Origin of the sequence: Planktothricoides raciborskii GIHE-MW2 (genome assembly GCF_040564635.1) — a bacterium.
GTDB classification, from domain to species: Bacteria; Cyanobacteriota; Cyanobacteriia; order Cyanobacteriales; family Laspinemataceae; genus Planktothricoides; species Planktothricoides raciborskii.
The window spans coordinates 2,780,496-2,796,093 of record NZ_CP159837.1 but is presented as its reverse complement, the minus strand read 5'-3'; the positions used below and the strand labels follow the sequence as shown (position 1 = coordinate 2,796,093).

Here is a 15,598-nt window from a genome sequence, read left to right as displayed (position 1 = left end):
CACTAACAAATAACCAGTTAAAAATCACAAGAATTCAGGCAAGTTATTATGGCGAAAACAGTAGTAATTGATCCGGTGACGCGGATTGAAGGTCACGCAAAAATATCGATTTTTCTAGATGATGCCGGTGAAGTCGATGATGTTCGATTTCATGTGGTCGAATATCGCGGTTTTGAGAAGTTCTGCGAAGGTAGACCTTTTACAGAAATGGCTGGGATTACCGCTCGGATTTGCGGAATTTGTCCAGTAAGTCATTTGTTGGCAGCGGCAAAAACTGGGGATAAAATTCTGGCGGTGAAGGTGCCGGTAGCTGCGGAAAAATTGCGGCGCATGATGAATTTGGCCCAGTTTACCCAATCTCATGCTTTGTCGTTTTTCCACTTAAGTAGTCCTGACTTTTTGTTAGGATGGGATAGCGATCCTGCGACCCGAAATGTGTTTGGTTTGATGGCGGCAGACCCGGATTTAGCCAGGGCAGGGATTCGTTTGCGGCAGTTTGGCCAAACGATTATTGAGTTGCTGGGGGCGAAAAAGATTCACGCTGCTTGGGCGGTTCCCGGTGGGGTGCGATCGCCTCTGAATGACGAAAAATGCCAGTGGATTCGCGATCGCCTACCAGAATCTTTCGCGACCATTGAAACAGCTTTGAGTTTGTTTAAGCGTCTTTTAGATCAACTGACCACAGAAGTAGCAGAGTTTGGTAATTTCCCCTCCCTATTTATGGGATTAGTGGGCAAAAATGGCGAATGGGAACATTATGGCGGTCATCTGCGCTTTACCGATAGTCAAGGCAATATTGTGGCCGATAATTTGAGTGAAGATAATTATCGGGACTTTATCGGTGAGTCCGTGGAAAAATGGTCTTATCTGAAATTCCCCTATTACAAACCTTTGGGTTATCCTGATGGGATTTATCGGGTTGGGCCTTTGGCGCGGGTGAATATTTGCTCTAATTTTGGTACTCCTCTCGCCGATCGCGAGTTACAAGAATTCCGCGATCGGGCTGGTGGTGTGGCGACTTCTTCCTTCTTCTATCACTATGCCCGGTTGCTAGAAATCGTCGCTTCGTTAGAGAAAATTGAACAGCTAGTTAACGATCCCGATGTGGTTTCTAGCCGAGTTCGGGCTACGGGTGGAGTGAATGAATTGGATGCGATCGGGGTCAGCGAAGCCCCACGGGGTACTTTATTCCATCATTACCAAGTAGATGAAAATGGTTTGCTGCAAAAAGTCAACCTGATTGTTGCCACCGGCAATAATAACTTGGCGATGAATAAAACCGTGGCCCAAATTGCCAAGCATTATATTCACGGGAATGACATTCCTGAAGAAATGCTCAACCGCGTAGAAGCGGGGATTCGTTGCTACGATCCTTGCTTGAGTTGTTCCACCCACGCTGCCGGACAAATGCCTCTGCATATCGAATTAGTTGGGGCAAATGGCCAAGTTTTGGATCGAGTTTTGCGCGATTAATCTCAGCAACCCGGTTTCTTGAAGCAACCCGGTTTCTTGAAGAAACCGGGTTTATTTGTCCGCTAACTTTTATATAACTATTACACTATATAGTTGTATGACTTAACAAAAATACTTATACTGAACTAGGAACGGCTAAAGTCACGGCTTCACCGACCACCCACAAGATATTCCTAAACCAGAAGACAAAAACCTATGGAAACATTGCCTTCACTACAAATTGGTCAACATATCGCCCGTTATCCCATCATCCAGGGGGGAATGGGGATCCGCATTTCGGGATCGCATCTGGCCGCTGCCGTTGCCAATGCGGGAGGAGTCGGCGTCGTCTCCGGGGTGGGATTAGGGTTAAATTCGCCCTACTTTGACCCCAACGAAAGCAACCCTCGGATCAGACGAGAACAGTTTTTTGAGGCCAATCGATTGGCGTTGATTGACGAACTGCAAACCGCCCGCCAACTGAGTCCCGATGGGATTATCGGCGTCAACGTGATGGTGGTGGCTAGAGATTATGAAACTCTAGTTCGCACTTCGGCGGAACAGGGGGTAAACCTGATTATTTCCGGCGCCGGTTTGCCCCCGAACCCCCACAAGATTAGCTTAAAAAGAGGGGTTGGGGGTATATTCCTAGGGATGCCACCACTCTAATCATAAGTGCAAATTATCAGACTGATGAGAATAAATATTTATTAAACCCCTTTACAAAGCTTAACAATCGGGTTAATCTAAAAACATCATCCGAACATTGAAAACTACATAGCACTCATAAAGCAAATGACTACTACTCTGCAACAACGCGAGAGCGCCTCTTTGTGGCAGCGCTTCTGCTCCTGGGTCACGAGCACCGACAACCGCCTGTATGTGGGCTGGTTCGGCGTCCTGATGATCCCCACCTTGTTGACCGCAACCATCTGCTACATCATTGCTTTCGTCGCTGCTCCTCCAGTGGACATCGACGGGATCCGCGAACCCGTGGCTGGTTCCTTACTGTTAGGCAACAACATCATCTCTGGTGCCGTTGTTCCTTCCAGCAATGCGATCGGTCTGCACTTCTACCCCATTTGGGAAGCTGCTTCTCTCGATGAGTGGCTGTACAATGGTGGCCCATACCAGTTAGTGATTTTCCACTTCCTGATCGGCATCTTCTGCTACATGGGTCGTGAGTGGGAATTATCCTACCGCTTGGGTATGCGTCCTTGGATCTGCGTCGCTTACAGCGCTCCTGTGGCTGCTGCCAGCGCCGTGTTCCTGATCTACCCCATCGGTCAAGGTTCTTTCTCCGATGGTATGCCTCTGGGTATCTCTGGAACCTTCAACTTTATGTTGGTATTCCAAGCTGAACACAACATCCTGATGCACCCCTTCCATATGTTAGGTGTGGCCGGTGTGTTCGGTGGCGCTCTGTTCTCCGCTATGCACGGTTCTTTGGTGACTTCTTCTTTGGTTCGTGAAACCACCGAAGTTGAATCTCAAAACTATGGTTACAAGTTCGGTCAAGAAGAAGAAACCTACAACATCGTTGCCGCTCACGGTTACTTTGGTCGTTTAATCTTCCAATATGCTTCCTTCAACAACAGCCGCTCTCTGCACTTCTTCTTGGGTGCATGGCCTGTTATCGGTATCTGGTTCACCGCTCTGGGTGTGTCCACGATGGCCTTCAACCTGAACGGTTTCAACTTCAACCAATCTATCGTTGACTCTCAAGGTCGCGTAATCAATACTTGGGCTGACGTGATCAACCGCGCTAACTTGGGTATGGAAGTGATGCACGAGCGCAACGCTCACAACTTCCCCTTAGATTTGGCTGCTGGTGAAGCTGCTCCTGTGGCTTTGAGTGCTCCTCAAATCAATGGCTAATTCTTAGCTAACTAAATAAATAAAAAACGCTCTCCTGACAAGGGGGGCGTTTTTTGTTGTTTAAATATTGTGAAGGGCTATTTTTACCACTTTCGACACGAAGAACACAAAGGAAATCAAGAATCATCTTTGTGTTCTTTGTGTCTTGGTGGTTATTAAAATTTCATAATGATTTGAGGATGTATTAAATACAGGATTTAGCAGAAAGCGCGATCGCCCTCCTGTGGTCACTTTTTCGACTAAGCCCCGTCTGCCTAAAGATTGCATGGCTTCGGTTAATTCTGATTTGGCAAATTCCCGTAATCCAGATGCTTGAGAAATATCTACCGATTCATATTCTGAAAACGTGGATATGACTTTTTTTTCTAACTCCGATAAACGGTCTAAGTGAGATTCGAGAATGGGGGATAAGTCGCCGATAAATATCTCCTCTTGGTCGGCTAAAAATAAGGAAACGCTACCATCAAATAGTTCTAATATCGTTGAGGCGATGATATTTAACCAGGTGGGATGACCTTGGTATAGGTTGATTAATTCTGGCCATTTTTCTGAATCGGTTAATCCGTGTTCTTTCAAAATTTCTTCAGCATCCGCTGATAATCCTTTCAAGTTTAAGGTGCGGGTGGATTGTTTTTCGCCTTGTAAAGTGACGAGTTCTCTGGGTTTTTCCCAACTCAGGAGAATGACGCAACTTTGATGATGGTTTTTGGCGATTTGTTGCCAAAATTGGCCATAGTCTTTATGTTCGGTTAAGTATTGACCGGCAAGGAACCCGCTTTGAAACAGATTTTGCAGGTCATCGAGGATGACTAAACAGCGCGAGTTACGAAAGTAATCAATTATTGTGGGTAATGGGGGCTGTTGTGACTGGGCAAAAAATTGTTGCAGTTGGTTTTTTAGGCAGGAAAGGGTGGGAGTTTCTGTGAGACTTTTCCAAATAATATAGTCAAATTCAGGCTTGATTTGTTCGATGAGTTGCCTGGTTAGTAAGCTTTTGCCAATGCCACTTAATCCATAGATGGTGATTAAGCGGATCTGGTCTTTTAAGATCCACTGTTTGAGGGTATTTATTTCGGTGGTGCGGTTGTAAAATTCGCTGAGGTCTGGGGCGTCGGTTAAGTCAATAATGGGTGAGGAATTTTGGGTGGGGGAAGAGTTAGGAGAAGAGTCGGGGGAAGATTCAGGAGAAGAGGGCGATCGGGTTTCCAATTCTTTAACAGGATGTAAACCTTCCCCCCAAAGATGAATACTTCCCTCATTAATCTGTACACAGTAACCAAAATTTGCTCCTTGAGAAACCCGATGTTTTTTTTCTACCTTAGAACGAAAATTATATTTCTTCAGGTCTTCTCCTAACTCATCCCGCAGCTTATCCCATAACTTAGCGGCTTCTTTCTTAACGTGAGATACACGACAATTATTATATTCTTTAGCAATTTGAGCATATTTTTTTCCTGACCACACACCCTTGAGTATGGCTTCCTCTATCGGCTTGAGAGGTTCGCCTGTTTTCTCAAGGATCAGCTTTTCAGCCCACTCTAACACTTCTTCAATATTTTTCATCAGTAAAAATACAGAGACTTAATCTTAAAGCAAGAACTATATCCTACCAAATCCTACTTTGTCAATCACCGGGAACCAAATCCTACCAAATCCTACTAAATTTTTTCAGGGTACTGGGAAAAATTGGGTACTAAATCCAACCAAATTCTATGGTTTTAAGTGGCTGATTTATCTAACTAGAATTTATATTGAATAAACCAAGACCAACCAAATTACACGATTGTTACCATGAAAAAGTTATTAATGGCAACAGGCACGGCCATTTTATTCTCTAATATGGCGATCGCTCCTGCTTTTGCGGATTCTTTATCATCAGAAATTGAACCGGAGACACAATATCAAATTGTACTACCGGAAGGGGAAATGATGACCGATGCTGAACTCGCAGAAGTTGAAGGCGAGTGGGTGCATATTGCTGTAGGTGCTGGATTTGGCGCTGCCGCAGGTTATGCTACCAACGGTTTCAACAATTTGCGGAATAGACAATCTTGGAATCAAGGTTGGCGTGGCGCAACAGTAGGAGGAGCAGTTGCAGGCGGTTGTCGCGCTGGAACTGGCAATCTTATGGGTTGTGGATTAGCTGGTAGTGCAGCAGCATACGGAGCAAACAGAGCGTTCGGTTGGTAACAATTCCCAAGTCGCTCAATTAGCTTAATGTCACCCTGCAAAATCTTATCAAATTGCAGGGTGATATTTTGATAAACATATAGTATTATTCAATAATTTATCAATATATTTTTGACATTAATTTAATCCAAAAAGTTATGTAATGTTTTTTAAAAATTTGTTGGTAAACTTGATATTGTTTTTGTTAATTTTATCTCACAAAGTAGCATTGGCGAATTCAATAACACCTTACCGGACTCTTCGCTATGAGGGAGTAATCGGACAGACCAGCTATTACACCTGTGGTGCTGCGGCTGTTGCCACCTTATTGACTCACTACTACGATCGCCCAACTACAGAGGCAGAAATTTTAGAACTATCAGAAAAAGCAATGGAAGGAAGCGGTAAAAGTCCAGAAGAAAGAGGAATCACCGCTTTAGCATTAATAGAGGCTTTAGGCGATCGCGACATTCAAGCTAGGGGAATGCGACTAACCCTTACATCCTTAGCCGAATATTTTGGTAACGGTGGACTGCCGGTAGTTCTGCACGTCACCAAACCTCAAATGCACTATGTTTTAGCCGTCGGCATGGTAGGAGATTGGATCATTTTAGCGGATCCATCATGGGGACGACGCATTCAACCCCTTGATGATTTAGTCAATAAACAAGGTTTTAGTGGTGTAACACTTGTACCAATTCCACCGGAAAACTTAATTTTTACTGCCAAAGAAAAACAAAGCGAAACTCTAAGCTGGGCAGAGTCCCGTTTAACAACACTCAACTCGCTGAGAAGGAAATTATGAACAAGGGACTGTTGATTTTGCCGATCGCTTTGTTAATCTCTCAGCCCGCAGTTGCTCAAGTTCCCATTGACCCATTGCGACTACCAGAAGAAGAAACGGGAGGCTACATCTATACTTTCAGCATCAATTATATCCCTGATGGAAGAGAAGGATTTGATTTTGATCCAGAGGGGAATCCGTTTAATTTTGAAACCTTTAATCAATTGATTAACTTTTCGGGATCTGGAAGCTACAGTTTTAGCCCCTATGTAAGTATTTCCGCCAACGTTACCCCTAGTTGGTTCATTTCTAAGGAAAAAAGAGATTTTGGCGATCGCACTGAAACGAGAACAGAAACTAACACGGACATTACCAGTGATTTATCTCTAGAATACCGTCCTTCTCCTGGCTCTACTATAGATCCTCGTTTTTCCGTCGGTGTTGCATACCCTTGGACAATGACCGTTCAAAGTCAAGCTAGTTTAATCAGAGATCCTGTAATTATCTTAGCTTCTTTAGGATATTCTCAATCGTTAGAGTCTGATAACCATAGCTTAAATTTTGGCATCGGATCCGGGTTTGTCGCCAATGATAGAGTTAGTTTCAGTGGGTATGCCAGCTACAGCATTCCCATCGGTGAAACTAATTTGCCTGCCACTTCTTTGTCCTTCCGTACTGGCTACAATTTGGACGATCGAGGAAATCAGGATATTGGACTACGCACCACTCTGAGTATGCGGGGTGGAGATACCAGATTAGGAATCAGCATTGAATGGGGAGGTCGAGGAATTATTAGCAGCAAACGGCAAATTCCTGAAGAGGAGAATACTACATCTCTTATTCCTTCTAATTCTATTAATGATGTCTTACCTAATTATTACTTAAAATAGCAATTATTGTTTTAGCGCATCTATACCCAAAGAAACCGGTTTTTTTTTGGAAAAAACCCGGTTTCTGGTTTTCTCATTACGCCATTAACGATCATTCATGCCAAAACCCGCGATTGAGCAATTTATCTGTCACCAATCGCCCTAACTTGATAACTAAATAAAGAAACAACCGCGAGCGTTTTTCCTGTGAGTCTCATAAATTCTACTTCATAGCCCAAACCTTATTGATCGACTAAAACAACCGTGCCAATATCGCCCGTTTTTAAATCATATTCAGGTAAATCTGCGGTTAAAAAAACTCGGTCTAATTCACTAATCATTTTACTTAATTTAAATAATTTTATTCGAGTGGATATGCACTGACCAGTCTAGGGGTATCATCTCCGGTAGAAATAAACCAAATAGAACGCACTTACGGGTTTCTGCCATCTGGCGTTATGACTCTATCTTCAATAACATACCTTGTCCCGAACAGCCTTCTTCCGCTTCCTTAAGCACCTGATGATACTCAGCTTCAACCGTAGGGCGATTGGTATCAATGGATATGTTTGTCATCATTTTTACCCAAAAATTTGTTTGCTGAAAGTCATTTATATTTTAATACCATATATTTTAATCCAAAAAATTAAGCTGTAGCAAATTCTGTCAAAGGCCGTTTACTGGGATGATGAAAAGCTAAAAGAATATCACTTTGAGGAATTCCCGCAAACAGTAAATCATCCACTATACATAAATTGGTTAAATCTTGTTCCAACCACAGCTATCTTTAATTTTCATATATATGATAATATGCTGTACTACCTTTGTATCATACCAGCCAAAGCGAAACCAAAGGTATTCATCTCTAATTTCATCCAAGGCTAGGCGATCGCTTACTTCATATTCAGGAGTTTTCTTGCCTTGATTAACCTTCATCTCATAATATTCGGTCAATATTTGTTTGACGATCGGGCGGTAATTTTCTAAATTATCTACCCTTATTTATCCTCAAACTCTACCTCTATAATTTGCTGCACCACTTCCAGCAAAGGCGTTGTTTTAGTTTCCACAATATCCCAGAGGGTTTCATCTTCTAAGCTAAAGTAAGCGTGAGCCAAAATATCGCGCAATCCTGCAATTTTGCGCCATGCAACTTCTGGATATTGCGATCGCATTTATTGAGGAATATTTTTAACCGCTTCTCCGATAATCTGTAAATTCCGTACAACCGCATCATAAGTACGATCATCAGCTTGGAAGTCTTCAAAATTCATTCCTTGGGTGTATCGCCTAACTTTAACGCAAGAAGTGAGAATATCTTCTAAATACAGCCGAATACTACGCGACATCAATTGCCTCCTGTTCTACTGTAGAAAGAATCAGGGGTTTCAGCATTAATCTACTCACCAAATCAACCCGCGTCCCTAGACGATCTTCTAAATAAAATTTGACATCCATATAACGATCGAATGTCACCAGCCCGTCAAATTCTACTAAAATATCCACATCACTGTCTGGTCTGGCTTCATCCCTAGCGACAGAGCCAAATATCGCCAGCGATTTTACGCCAAACTCTTTTAATACCTGCTGGTGTTGTATCAAAATTCGCAATACCTCATCCCGCTGCATGATTGATTACTCTCCAAGGATTCTCCATCATCAAAAATCTAGTCCGTCGGCGGCATGGGGGGTTACCAGTCCGGATCCACAACGGTTTCGGGGTTATAGGCTGTGAGCGCTACGGACATTTTCGGCTCCCTACGGTTGGTAGTTCTTGTTGATGATTATATCCCTTGAGGCAAATAGCTGGCAGCCTTATCCCACGGGCATTGGAGCGGTTTTGCCCCTATGAGGAAATCAATGATAACCATAACTTATCAGACTGATGAGAATAAATATTTATTAAACCCCTTTACAAAGCTTAACAATCCGGTTAATCTATAAACATCATCCGAACATTGAAAACTACATAGCACTCATAAAGCACATGACTACTACTCTGCAACAACGCGAAAGCGCTTCTCTGTGGCAGCGCTTCTGTTCTTGGGTCACGAGCACCGATAACCGCCTGTATGTGGGCTGGTTCGGCGTCCTGATGATCCCCACCCTTCTGACCGCAACCATCTGCTACATCATTGCTTTCGTCGCTGCTCCTCCCGTGGACATCGACGGTATCCGTGAACCTGTGGCGGGTTCCTTACTGTTAGGCAACAACATCATCTCTGGTGCCGTTGTTCCTTCTTCTAACGCCATTGGCTTACACTTCTACCCCATTTGGGAAGCCGCTTCTCTCGATGAGTGGCTGTACAATGGTGGCCCATACCAGTTGGTGATTTTCCACTTCCTGATCGGCATCTTCTGCTACATGGGTCGTGAGTGGGAATTATCCTACCGCTTGGGTATGCGTCCTTGGATCTGCGTCGCTTACAGCGCTCCTGTGGCTGCTGCCAGCGCCGTGTTCCTGATCTACCCCATCGGTCAAGGTTCTTTCTCTGACGGTATGCCTCTGGGTATCTCTGGAACCTTCAACTTCATGTTGGTATTCCAAGCTGAACACAATATCCTGATGCACCCCTTCCATATGTTAGGTGTGGCCGGTGTGTTCGGTGGCGCTCTGTTCTCCGCCATGCACGGTTCTTTGGTAACCTCTTCCTTGGTTCGTGAAACCACCGAAGTTGAATCTCAAAACTATGGTTACAAGTTCGGTCAAGAAGAAGAAACCTACAACATCGTTGCCGCTCACGGTTACTTTGGTCGTTTGATCTTCCAATACGCTTCTTTCAACAACAGCCGCTCCTTGCACTTCTTCTTGGGTGCATGGCCGGTGATTGGGATCTGGTTCACCGCTCTGGGTGTGTCCACGATGGCCTTCAACCTGAACGGTTTCAACTTCAACCAATCTATCGTTGACTCTCAAGGTCGCGTCATCAATACCTGGGCTGATGTGATCAACCGCGCTAACTTGGGTATGGAAGTGATGCACGAGCGCAACGCTCACAACTTCCCCTTAGATTTGGCTGCTGGTGAAGCTGCTCCTGTGGCTTTGAGTGCTCCTCAAATCAATGGCTAATTCTTAGCTAATTTAACTAAATAAATAAAAAAACGCTCTCCTGAAAAGGGGGGCGTTTTTTTATTTTGGCAAGATTAGATAAAACTTATGTAAATAATTCGATTAGGCATATTTTCGGTGGATACAATTTGCCGGGGGATTTAGATTGAGATTCCGGCTGGTCAAAAATAATTTTATACTTTTATACTGAAATGATTGGTTTGCATCTCTCTAATTTCATCTATATATAGATATAGGATAAAATCTAGAATAAATTTTTTGGTTTTTTCCCCATATCCTGCAATCCAAAATCTTTCGACAGTAGAAAGACTTTCTTTTTCAAATTGATTGCTTTCCACTTCACCCACTGGAGCGTTGACTTTCTGTCAATATCGCAATCATTAATTTGCCATAAATTCGCCATTCAGGTTGGAAACCCTGGGGTCTGCTGGGGTCAGTCACCGATGACCAAATCCCTAAAATAAATTCACCCCAAAGCCCAGCATTTATGGGCTTTGGGGTGAATTGACGCCGAATGGTACAGGTCGGCTATGAATAACTGGAAATTAAGGCTTTGGACTGACTTAATGAGGTGTCTTCTTTTAACTGGAGGCGATCGCATGGAATGGTATCAGCCAGCACCGCACCCGCCATACAACTGGTATGAATTTCTAACACTGCCTGACTTGGGGCTTCAAACATCAGCCGTTGGGCAGGAAATACCACTCGTTCAAAATACCAATTAGAGATATTGGTAATTCGGGCTACTTGAATTTGACTTGTGGGATTCACATAGCAGCATAAACGTTTATCAGCGCAGTTGGTGGGTATTGGGTCGATGATTTGAGCCATGTTTAAATAACCTCTTATTATATCAGGTGTCGCCTTACGGATTTCCTTGTCTGCCAGTTAAATATTAACATTTCGTTACATTATCCGATAAAATCTTTAGATTTTGTTAATATTTCTCATTTTTTAGGTGAGAATTTTGTCAGCATTGTCAGCATTCAGAACGGCAGACCGGATCTATCACGGTTGTTCAGCCGATGTAGACCCTACAAGGGGATCATAACCGACTCAACTAGAATGCATCATTAAATTTCGGTCAAAAAAACAGCCCTGGGACTTATTCTGCACCGTAGGGATGTAGCAACAAAATCGATGAACTGCTACTACGGTGCGGCTTTTGGCGGCGATTACCTACCCTACGGGAAGGCGGAACGCCTACGGGATAGCTTCGCTTCACGCCAAATTCTCCGAAGTCTGGTAAAAAAGTTACATAATATGAAGAACGTCAACATATATCACTCTGGATCGAATCAGAGTCAAAGATCATGGGACTACTTGGATTATTTGGAAAAAAACTGACTCTACCCACTAAGGAAAACGCTTTACCGGGGCGATCGCAGGCAATGCCCGTTCCTGAAAAGCATTTTGTGAACGGCAATCCCATGAAACCCCCTTATGCGGATGGGATGGAAACCGCCATGTTTGGCATGGGTTGCTTTTGGGGGGCAGAACGCAAATTCTGGCAGCAAAAGGGAATTTTTATTACAGCGGTTGGATATGCGGCTGGACTCACCCCAAATCCCACTTACCAAGAGGTCTGTACCGGGATGACGGGTCACAACGAGGTGGTCTATGTGGTGTTTGACCCCAAGGTGATTTCTTATGAAACCTTACTGAAAGTGTTTTGGGAAAATCACGACCCCACCCAAGGAATGCGTCAGGGTAATGACGTGGGCACCCAGTACCGTTCCGGCATTTATGTGTATTCCCCCGCACAACGGCAGCAAGCCGAACTCTCTCGTAACCTGTATCAACAAGCCCTCAGTCAAGCGGGTTATGGGGAAATTACCACAGAAATTCTGGATGCTCCAGAATTTTATTTTGCTGAAGAATATCATCAGCAATACCTGGCGAAAAATCCCAATGGCTATTGTGGATTAGGTGGCACCAAGGTGAGTTGTCCAGCAATGGTCACTTCTTTATAAAGGTAAGGCTACTGACCCCATCAAGTATTTCGCTGACCCGTCTAACCAGGATTTTGGAGTTGTCAAAACTCTCCGAAAGCCTGTGGCAAAGCTTGATTTATTACTTTTTCCTCTGCCTCTCAATGTCTTAAAATTTTTTACTTAAGATGCGAGTGCATTTCTCAACTGACTTTACAGATCAAAATCATTTTCCCAGCTAAAAGTATGTGTCCCTCATTTCCGAAAATTGCTAGCTAGTCCAAGTTGTCTTCTTGGGAACCATAAGTATAGCAAGTCGCGCTGGTCTATTTACAAATCCCGTAACTGAAACTGAGTCCAGGTGAGATGTTCATAAAAACAAAGTGTAACTAGACCAGCGCGAAGCGCTATACTTATCCCTTATCCCATCGTCGATTTCCTTCTATATTTATATACTTCTGGTAAATATTTATGCAGAAGTGTTGAATGTAAATAAAAAAGTGGTTAAAATAGCCACAATGATGTTCTAATAAGCGCGAAAAATTTAAATATTTAACTTTAAGCATGACTAAATATTCATTCTCTATGATTCTCAAAGACATCTTGAGAGACCTACCCAAAAATGACTATCCAGTATTAAAAAGCCGTCTATTTTTCGGGTGCTGGCTATCATTAGTAATGGATAACAGCTTAACCAGTATGCGCGATTTATTTAAAAGAATAAATAATAGGGGTTTTGGCGTAGATATCTCTACATTTTCCAAGGCAAGTTCTCACCGCGACTAAAAACATTTTCAACAAATTTATCAAAAATTAAATCGTAACTATTCAGGTGTCTGAAACACAGCCAGATCAAGGGTTTCAGAATTAATGTGAGGTCTAGACTAACAGATCATTCTCAATAAATACCAAAAAATAAGGGCTTTGGATTTTCTTGTTGATAATGGGTAAACAGGTAGAAAAATTTATAACCCATAATAAACGAGGCTTACAGCCGAACTATTACGACCTGAATGCTTACGTAAGCTTGATAGCTTATCTAATTTTACAGATTGTATCTATTCCCGAACAATGGGGAAATACACTATTAGATAAATTACGCTATTTACAATGTTGTATTTGTCAAAAAATTGGCGTTGCACACTTGTGGTATGCTAAGGATTAACATTAAAAGAAAACATGGCGATAATTTGTCCTGCATCCCAATCTACAAACATTAAGAAAAACGGCCATAAAAGAGGAAAACAAAATCATTATTGTAAGGATTCTGGTCGTCAATTTATTGATAGCTATTCTCCTAAAGGCTATCCAGATGATGTCAAGAAACATTGCCTTCATCTTTATGTTGAGGGAAATGGTCTTCGTCGCAACGATTAACTGGCGTTTGTCATAACACAGTTATTAATTGGATAAAAGCCGCCGCATTAAGCTTGCCAGAACAACCAGATTATCAGGAAATTCCCGAAGTGACTCAAATAGATGAATTACAGACTTATATAGGTAAAAAAAATCAAATCTGGCTGTCGAATGCGGTAAAGAAAGGGTTGGCAGTAATTTTAGCTTATGTAATAGGCGATCGTTCGGCGGCAACATTTGAACCATTATGGAAAATCCTTAAAGGATGGGAATCATTTTTTTATGTGACAGACGGTTATGTTGTTTATCCCCAATTTATTGACGAAGCCGCTCATATTATTAGTAAAACATATATGACTCGTGTGGAAGGGGAAAATACAAGACTAAGACATTACTTGGCTCGGTTACATAGAAAAACTCTGTGTTATTCTAAATCTCTCTTAATGTTGCAACTCTCAGTCAGATTAGTTATTTATTATTTAAGGCATAAAAATGTACCTATTCCATTGACTTACTCTAGAGAGCCATTGCCAACGCGGTCTCTATAGCATACCATCAGTGTGCAACGCCAGAAGAATGTCTTAGGCAGGAGCCACGCACCTACAACAGTAAACAACTGGCTAAAAAACTGGCGGCAGAACGGCAAGTTTACCTAAGTCCAGATCGCCTCAGACGGGTTCTAAAAAAAAGGGAATAATTTGGAAACGAACAAGAATCAGTCATAAAAGTAAGCAAGACCCAGAAGAAAAAAAGATAAAACAAGCCGATCTAGATATGCTGGAATTCGCCGCAGCAGCGGGAGAAATTGACTATCAAGTATTTAGACGAGTCGGGGTTTTGTTTATGGAGTTCAGTCGGTTATACCTATTTTCCGTCCAAGGAACAGAAACGTCAGGAACAAACGCCAAGACGAGGGAGAAGACTGAGCATTTTAGGAATAATGCAACCAAAAGTGAGCTTTAATTATGGCGTTGCCCATTCGTGGTATGCTAAGGATGAACATTAAAATAAAACATAGCGATGATTTGTCCTGTATGCCAATCTCAAAACATTAAGAAAAACGGCCATAAAAGAGAAAAACAAAATCATTATTGTAAAGATTGTGGTCGTCAATTTATTGATAGCTATTCTGTTAAAGGCTATCCAGATCATGTCAAGGAACATTGCCTTCATCTTTATGTTGAAGGTAATGGTCTTCGTCGCATAGAACGATTAACTGGTGTTTGTCATAACACAGTTATTAATTGGATAAAAGCAGCCGCATTAAGCTTGCCAGAGCAACCAGATTATCAGGAAATTCCCTCAGTCACTCAAATAGATGAATTACAGACTTATATAGGTAAAAAAAAATAAAATCTGGCTGTGGACTGCCGTCAACAAAGGGGTAGCCGGAATTTTAGCTTATGTAATAGGAGATCGTTCGGCGGCAACATTTAAACCATTATGGAAAATTCTTAAAGGATGGGAATCATTTTTTTATGTGACAGATGGTTATGTTGTTTATCCCCAATTTATTGACGAGGCCGATCATATTATTAGTAAAACATACATGACTCGTGTGGAAGGGGAAAATACAAGACTAAGACATTACTTGGCTCGGTTACATAGAAAAACTCTAAGAAGATTCTAAATCTCTCTTAATGTTGCAACTCTCAGTCAGATTAGTTATTTATTATTTAAGGCATAAAAATGTACCTATTCCATTGACTTACTCTAGAGAGCCATTGCCAACCCGGTCTCTATAGCATACCACCAGTGTGCAACGCCATTCTTCTACATAAGCTATATCAGCCTCTTTCCACTTCGGTTTGTTTCCGCGCCCCGGTTTGTCCCACAGTCCCCCTAGTCCCTTCTTCTCCCAACGATGCAGTGTGTCCCTGACTCTCTCAACAGACCAGTTAAAGTGACTCGCAATCTTTTCAACATACCATCCATCAGCATTCAACCGGACAACGGAGGCTCTATCTTTTACCCTTTGAGGTAGAGTGGTTGCCTTTCTAAGTTCAAACAAGGTTCGATCTTCTTCCGGGGTCAGAAATACTCTCAGACGAGCGCCCATAATTTTTTCCTCCAACGAGCTGACTGGTCT

The 15,598-nt window shown here is 42.6% G+C and carries 15 protein-coding genes and 7 pseudogenes; 12 read left to right on the top strand and 10 right to left on the bottom strand.

Translation table 11 applies throughout. The features are described from left to right. The first annotated feature begins 48 nt into the window (after positions 1–48). The 3 genes from ABWT76_RS11870 to psbA (ABWT76_RS11860) all read left to right on the top strand — a co-directional run bounded on the left by ABWT76_RS11870 (position 49) and on the right by psbA (ABWT76_RS11860) (position 3,330). Positions 49–1,473: a Ni/Fe hydrogenase subunit alpha gene (locus tag ABWT76_RS11870; protein ID WP_054470272.1), complete on the top strand. Its 1,425-nt coding sequence runs from the start codon at positions 49–51 to the stop codon at positions 1,471–1,473. A gap of 195 nt (positions 1,474–1,668) precedes the next feature. Further along, positions 1,669–2,121, top strand: coding sequence for a nitronate monooxygenase (locus tag ABWT76_RS11865; protein WP_231636971.1), 453 nt, complete (start codon positions 1,669–1,671; stop codon positions 2,119–2,121). 126 nt (positions 2,122–2,247) lie between these two features. After that, the gene (gene psbA / locus ABWT76_RS11860) at positions 2,248–3,330 is read left to right on the top strand and encodes a photosystem II q(b) protein (protein ID WP_054469783.1); all 1,083 of its coding nucleotides are present in this window, start codon (positions 2,248–2,250) and stop codon (positions 3,328–3,330) included. Between the two features lie 123 nt (positions 3,331–3,453). Here the strand turns inward: psbA (ABWT76_RS11860) and ABWT76_RS11855 are convergent, their stop codons facing one another. Continuing rightward, the gene (locus ABWT76_RS11855) at positions 3,454–4,893 is read right to left on the bottom strand and encodes an ATP-binding protein (RefSeq protein ID WP_354636151.1); all 1,440 of its coding nucleotides are present in this window, start codon (positions 4,891–4,893) and stop codon (positions 3,454–3,456) included. Positions 4,894–5,121: 228 nt separating this feature from the next. Between ABWT76_RS11855 and ABWT76_RS11850 the strand changes: the two genes are divergently transcribed. The 3 genes from ABWT76_RS11850 (at position 5,122) to ABWT76_RS11840 (ending at position 7,173) form a co-directional block, all read left to right on the top strand. After that, positions 5,122–5,520 carry a hypothetical protein gene (locus ABWT76_RS11850; protein ID WP_354636150.1) on the top strand — a complete coding sequence of 133 codons (399 nt, stop codon included), beginning with the start codon at positions 5,122–5,124 and terminating at the stop codon, positions 5,518–5,520. A gap of 208 nt (positions 5,521–5,728) precedes the next feature. Further along, a complete protein-coding gene (locus ABWT76_RS11845) occupies positions 5,729–6,304 on the top strand; it encodes a cysteine peptidase family C39 domain-containing protein (RefSeq protein WP_354636149.1) in 576 nt (191 codons plus the stop codon). After that, the gene (locus ABWT76_RS11840; RefSeq protein WP_354636148.1) at positions 6,301–7,173 is read left to right on the top strand and encodes a hypothetical protein; all 873 of its coding nucleotides are present in this window, start codon (positions 6,301–6,303) and stop codon (positions 7,171–7,173) included. The genes ABWT76_RS11845 and ABWT76_RS11840 overlap by 4 nt, the downstream gene beginning before the upstream one ends. Positions 7,174–7,394: 221 nt before the next feature. Here the strand turns inward: ABWT76_RS11840 and ABWT76_RS11835 are convergent, their stop codons facing one another. The 6 genes and pseudogenes from ABWT76_RS11835 to ABWT76_RS11810 all read right to left on the bottom strand — a co-directional run bounded on the left by ABWT76_RS11835 (position 7,395) and on the right by ABWT76_RS11810 (position 8,781). Further along, a complete protein-coding gene (locus ABWT76_RS11835; RefSeq protein WP_354636147.1) occupies positions 7,395–7,493 on the bottom strand; it encodes a DUF4926 domain-containing protein in 99 nt (32 codons plus the stop codon). 20 nt (positions 7,494–7,513) lie between these two features. Continuing rightward, entirely contained in the window at positions 7,514–7,585 is a 72-nt protein-coding gene (locus tag ABWT76_RS11830; RefSeq protein WP_354636407.1) for a DUF6883 domain-containing protein, read from the bottom strand. A 23-nt stretch (positions 7,586–7,608) separates the two neighbouring features. Next, positions 7,609–7,731: a hypothetical protein gene (locus ABWT76_RS11825; protein WP_354636146.1), complete on the bottom strand. Its 123-nt coding sequence runs from the start codon at positions 7,729–7,731 to the stop codon at positions 7,609–7,611. A gap of 67 nt (positions 7,732–7,798) precedes the next feature. Continuing rightward, positions 7,799–8,088, bottom strand: a pseudogene (locus tag ABWT76_RS11820) (element excision factor XisI family protein). 62 nt (positions 8,089–8,150) lie between these two features. Further along, positions 8,151–8,501 (bottom strand): annotated as a pseudogene (locus ABWT76_RS11815) (DUF86 domain-containing protein). After that, positions 8,491–8,781 carry a nucleotidyltransferase family protein gene (locus tag ABWT76_RS11810; RefSeq protein ID WP_354636145.1) on the bottom strand — a complete coding sequence of 97 codons (291 nt, stop codon included), beginning with the start codon at positions 8,779–8,781 and terminating at the stop codon, positions 8,491–8,493. Before ABWT76_RS11810 ends, ABWT76_RS11815 begins: the two are co-directional and overlap by 11 nt. Positions 8,782–9,139: 358 nt before the next feature. Here ABWT76_RS11810 and psbA (ABWT76_RS11805) point away from each other — a divergent pair, with 358 nt between their 5' ends. Further along, positions 9,140–10,222, top strand: a complete 1,083-nt coding sequence (gene psbA / locus ABWT76_RS11805; protein WP_054469783.1) for a photosystem II q(b) protein — start codon at positions 9,140–9,142, stop codon at positions 10,220–10,222. A gap of 173 nt (positions 10,223–10,395) precedes the next feature. Here psbA (ABWT76_RS11805) and ABWT76_RS11800 read toward each other — a convergent pair whose 3' ends face one another. Next, positions 10,396–10,569: a hypothetical protein gene (locus ABWT76_RS11800; RefSeq protein ID WP_354636144.1), complete on the bottom strand. Its 174-nt coding sequence runs from the start codon at positions 10,567–10,569 to the stop codon at positions 10,396–10,398. A gap of 181 nt (positions 10,570–10,750) precedes the next feature. Further along, a complete protein-coding gene (locus ABWT76_RS11795; protein ID WP_082348966.1) occupies positions 10,751–11,053 on the bottom strand; it encodes a DUF1830 domain-containing protein in 303 nt (100 codons plus the stop codon). Between the two features lie 482 nt (positions 11,054–11,535). Between ABWT76_RS11795 and msrA the strand changes: the two genes are divergently transcribed. The 5 genes and pseudogenes from msrA to ABWT76_RS11770 all read left to right on the top strand — a co-directional run bounded on the left by msrA (position 11,536) and on the right by ABWT76_RS11770 (position 15,254). Beyond that, entirely contained in the window at positions 11,536–12,195 is a 660-nt protein-coding gene (msrA, locus tag ABWT76_RS11790; protein ID WP_190880930.1) for a peptide-methionine (S)-S-oxide reductase MsrA, read from the top strand. Between the two features lie 543 nt (positions 12,196–12,738). Continuing rightward, positions 12,739–12,936, top strand: a pseudogene (locus ABWT76_RS11785) (IS4 family transposase); the annotation flags it as partial. Between the two features lie 402 nt (positions 12,937–13,338). Continuing rightward, positions 13,339–14,057: pseudogene (locus ABWT76_RS11780) on the top strand (IS1 family transposase). A 23-nt stretch (positions 14,058–14,080) separates the two neighbouring features. Further along, positions 14,081–14,512 (top strand): annotated as a pseudogene (locus tag ABWT76_RS11775) (IS630 family transposase); the annotation flags it as partial. Positions 14,513–14,529: 17 nt separating this feature from the next. Next, a pseudogene (locus tag ABWT76_RS11770) lies at positions 14,530–15,254 on the top strand (IS1 family transposase). 26 nt (positions 15,255–15,280) lie between these two features. On the opposite strand, the pseudogene ABWT76_RS11765 reads toward ABWT76_RS11770, so the two are convergent. Next, a pseudogene (locus ABWT76_RS11765) lies at positions 15,281–15,568 on the bottom strand (helix-turn-helix domain-containing protein); the annotation flags it as partial. Positions 15,569–15,598 lie beyond the last annotated feature (30 nt).

Excerpts from the sequence above, each read along its gene's own strand:
- ABWT76_RS11870 (WP_054470272.1), top strand. The coding sequence starts at position 49 with ATGGCGAAAACAGTAGTAATTGATCCGGTGACGCGGATTGAAGGTCAC.
- ABWT76_RS11865 (WP_231636971.1), top strand. The coding sequence starts at position 1,669 with ATGGAAACATTGCCTTCACTACAAATTGGTCAACATATCGCCCGTTAT.
- psbA (WP_054469783.1), top strand. The coding sequence starts at position 2,248 with ATGACTACTACTCTGCAACAACGCGAGAGCGCCTCTTTGTGGCAGCGC.
- ABWT76_RS11855 (WP_354636151.1), bottom strand. The coding sequence starts at position 4,893 with ATGAAAAATATTGAAGAAGTGTTAGAGTGGGCTGAAAAGCTGATCCTT.
- ABWT76_RS11850 (WP_354636150.1), top strand. The coding sequence starts at position 5,122 with ATGAAAAAGTTATTAATGGCAACAGGCACGGCCATTTTATTCTCTAAT.
- ABWT76_RS11840 (WP_354636148.1), top strand. The coding sequence starts at position 6,301 with ATGAACAAGGGACTGTTGATTTTGCCGATCGCTTTGTTAATCTCTCAG.
- ABWT76_RS11835 (WP_354636147.1), bottom strand. The coding sequence starts at position 7,493 with ATGATTAGTGAATTAGACCGAGTTTTTTTAACCGCAGATTTACCTGAA.
- ABWT76_RS11825 (WP_354636146.1), bottom strand. The coding sequence starts at position 7,731 with ATGATGACAAACATATCCATTGATACCAATCGCCCTACGGTTGAAGCT.
- ABWT76_RS11810 (WP_354636145.1), bottom strand. The coding sequence starts at position 8,781 with ATGCAGCGGGATGAGGTATTGCGAATTTTGATACAACACCAGCAGGTA.
- psbA (WP_054469783.1), top strand. The coding sequence starts at position 9,140 with ATGACTACTACTCTGCAACAACGCGAAAGCGCTTCTCTGTGGCAGCGC.
- ABWT76_RS11795 (WP_082348966.1), bottom strand. The coding sequence starts at position 11,053 with ATGGCTCAAATCATCGACCCAATACCCACCAACTGCGCTGATAAACGT.
- msrA (WP_190880930.1), top strand. The coding sequence starts at position 11,536 with ATGGGACTACTTGGATTATTTGGAAAAAAACTGACTCTACCCACTAAG.